Source organism: Streptomyces sp. NPDC000941, from assembly GCF_053599555.1.
Genome location: NZ_JBSFMM010000472.1, coordinates 1 through 3,053, shown reverse-complemented (window position 1 = coordinate 3,053; position 3,053 = coordinate 1). Strand labels below are relative to the sequence as shown.

The following is a 3,053-nucleotide window of genomic DNA, read 5'->3' as shown; positions in this document are numbered from 1 at the left end:
CCGGCGGTGTATGCACACCGCCGGGGCCGCCCGTCGTACCGTGGTCGACTCGTACCGGGCGCGGTCAGACCGAGCGCTGGTACGACCGGAAGGTGCGGGTCGACAGCCAGACCGCGGCCAGCGCGAGCGCCAGCAGCGCTCCGCCGCGGGTTGCCACATCGGCCCAGTCCGGGTTCTCCGCCATGGCCGAGCGGCCGGCCACCAGGGCCCAGTTGACCGGGTTGAAGTCGGCGATGTGCCGCATCCAGCCCGGCATCAGGGAGGGGGCCATGAAGGCCTCGGAGAGGAAGGTCAACGGCAGCAACAGGAAGGTGTTGATGCCGATGATCGACTCGCGCTCGCGGACCAGCATGCCCAGGGCGTTGGAGAGCGCGCCGAAGACCGTGCCGAGCAGCGTGCACGCCACGATCAGCAGCGCCAGCCCGGTGATGCCGCCCGGGTAGTCCGCGCCGCCGAGCTTGCCGAGCGCCACGATGATGACGGACTGCACGGCGGTGGTGATGCCTTGGGAGACCACATTGCCGTTCATCAGGGCGCCGCGGGAGACAGGCGTGGTCAGAAAGCGGTTGAGGGTGCCGCGCTCGATTTCCTCCAAGGTCCCCATGCCCGCCCACATGTTGGAGGACAGGGCGCTCATCACCACGATGCCCGGGACCAGATAGTCCAGATACGAGCCGGTGCCGAAGCCGCCGAGGTCGGTGATCTTGCGGAAGAGGGAGCCGAAGAGGAACAGCCAGATGACCGGCTGGATCAGATTGATCAGCAGGAAGACGGGCTGGCGCCAGTAGGCCATCAGCTGGCGCTGTGTCATGTACCAGGTCTGGGTGAGGGTCGCGCTCATCGGACACCTCCCGCGGCAGCGGCCGGCACGGGCGCCTCGGCCGCGGCCTCCGCCTCGGTGAAGCTCCGGCCCGCGTAGCGCAGATAGACGTCGTCGAGGGAGGGGCGGGCGACGGTCGCGGTCGCCACGGCGGCGCCCGCCCGCTCCAGGGCGGTGAGCAGTGTGGGCACGGCGGCGGCGCCGTCGTCGGCGCGGGCGCTGACGCGCCGGCCGTCCACGGCCACCTCGTGTACGCCCGGCAGCGCGGTGAGCGCGTCGCGCAGCGGCGGCTCCGCTCCGTCCGCGACGGCCTCGCTCAGCTCCAGGTGGACGGCGTCGCCGCGCAGTTCGCCCTTGAGCTCGTCCGGGGTGCCCTCGACCACGACCCGGCCGCGGTCGACGATGGCGATGCGCTCGGCGAGGCGGTCGGCCTCTTCGAGGTAGTGCGTGGTGAGCACGATCGTCAGGCCGTCCTCCCCCGCGAGCCGGGCGATCTCCTCCCACATGGCCGTGCGGGCCTCGGGGTCGAGCCCGGTCGTGGGTTCGTCGAGGAAGAGCACTTCGGGGCGGTGTACGAGCCCGAGCGCGACGTCGAGCCTGCGGCACATCCCGCCGGAGTACCCCTTGACCGGGCGGTTTCCGGCGTCAGCGAGGTCGAAGCGGGCCAGCAGCTCATCGGCGCGGCGGACGCAGGCGGCGCCCCGCAGCCCGTACAGCCTCCCCTGCAGCAGCAGGTTCTCCCGCCCGGTGGCCACCGGGTCGGCGCCGGACTTCTGTGCCACGACGCCGATGGCGGCGCGCACCCGCCCGGGGTGGCGGAGCACATCGTGTCCGGCGACGGCCGCCGTGCCCGCGTCGGGGCGGGCGAGGGTGGTGAGGATCTTGACGGTGGTGGACTTCCCGGCCCCGTTCGGGCCGAGCAGGCCGAAGACGATGCCGGACTCGACGGCCAGTTCCATGCCGTCAAGGGCCTTCACCCCGCCGGGGTAGGTCTTGACCAGTTGATTGGTTTCCACTGCGAGCGCACGTGTGCGCATGTGGTGCGGGGTGCGTCCCCCGGTTGTCGGCGCCATGGTGGCGTGTCTCCACTCTGATCTGTCGCATCTGATCTGGCCTACGACATCGATCTGTCGGGTGCTGTCGCGTGCGAAATCCGCCGCACCGATCCGCGGGTGGAGAGCCGGGCTATCCTGGGTGTGCCGCACCTCGATCGCCTGGCCTGCCATCACCGCAGGTCCGGTCCGGGGTCAGGGCCCTGGTGCGCGCTGTTGGCGCAGCGCGCACCAGGGCCTTCTTCACTCCTGTGGCTTGGTTCTCTCCTCTATCTCGACCCATTCCGCCGGGATCTCGCCGGTCCGGCTCAGCGCCCGCCATGCGGCCGCGCCGGAGAGGTTGCCCGCCGCAAGCTCCTCGCGCAGCGAACGGACCCACTCCATCTCGGCGCGGATCATGTGCAGTTCGTACTCCGTCTCCAGCAGGAACACCCTCGGCAGGTCCTTTTTCAGGGCGCCGATCGTGCCGTCAAGGGCCTCGGTCTGGGCTTCCAGCGTCTCGGCCCGCCGCCGCAGCAGCTCGTCGGCCTCGTCGATGGGCAGCACCAGGATCAGCGAAAGCGCGGCCGAGAAGGCGGGGTACTCCCGGGCGGGGACGGACACCAGCTCCGCCAGCCAGTCGTGCAGCTCCCGCCGGCCGTCCTCGGTCAGTCCGTACACCGTGCGCTCGGGGCGGAGCCCCTGCCGCTGGGTGCCGGCGACCTCGACGAAGCCGTGCTTCTCCAGGTTCTGGACGACGGTGTAGAGCGAGCCGTAATTGATCTTGATGCTGTGTTCCTTGCCCCGTCGCCGGAGCACCTGCGCGATCTCGTACGGATGCATCGGCCGCTCGCTCAGGAGCGCCATCACCGCGAGCGCCAAGGGGTTGCTCAGCTTGCGCCGCTTTGCCGTCACCGTCATCATCACCTCGCCCCCGTATATCCGTCGCCGAACATATCGCGACTCAACGGAGGCGTCAACCGCGATGTATCGCGACTGCGCAGGCTCTACGGCCACACGTATACGACGGGCCGTGTCCGGCCGGGGACCAGCCCCGGCCGGACACGGCCCGCAAAGAACGCCGTTCGGCGGATCAGCCCACGGAGGAGTACGCCACCACACCGCGCAGCAGCGCATCGACCGCCCGGCGGGCGGCGCGCGCCACCGTGCCGCCCGCCGGGGCGGCCACGGCGATCTGGCCC

At 70.8% G+C, this 3,053-nt stretch carries 3 protein-coding genes; all 3 read right to left on the bottom strand.

Features of this window, described 5'->3' with window-relative positions:
- Positions 1 to 64 precede the first annotated feature (64 nt).
- The 3 genes from ACWDSL_RS52760 to ACWDSL_RS52750 all read right to left on the bottom strand — a co-directional run bounded on the left by ACWDSL_RS52760 (position 65) and on the right by ACWDSL_RS52750 (position 2,772).
- On the bottom strand, positions 65 to 841 hold the full coding sequence (locus tag ACWDSL_RS52760) for an ABC transporter permease (protein ID WP_450496834.1): 777 nt from the start codon (positions 839 to 841) through the stop codon (positions 65 to 67).
- A complete protein-coding gene (locus ACWDSL_RS52755) occupies positions 838 to 1,857 on the bottom strand; it encodes an ATP-binding cassette domain-containing protein (protein WP_450496832.1) in 1,020 nt (339 codons plus the stop codon). The genes ACWDSL_RS52760 and ACWDSL_RS52755 overlap by 4 nt, the downstream gene beginning before the upstream one ends.
- Positions 1,858 to 2,115: 258 nt before the next feature.
- Positions 2,116 to 2,772 (bottom strand): PadR family transcriptional regulator, encoded by a 657-nt coding sequence (locus tag ACWDSL_RS52750; protein ID WP_450496830.1) that lies wholly within the window; start codon positions 2,770 to 2,772, stop codon positions 2,116 to 2,118.
- Positions 2,773 to 3,053 lie beyond the last annotated feature (281 nt).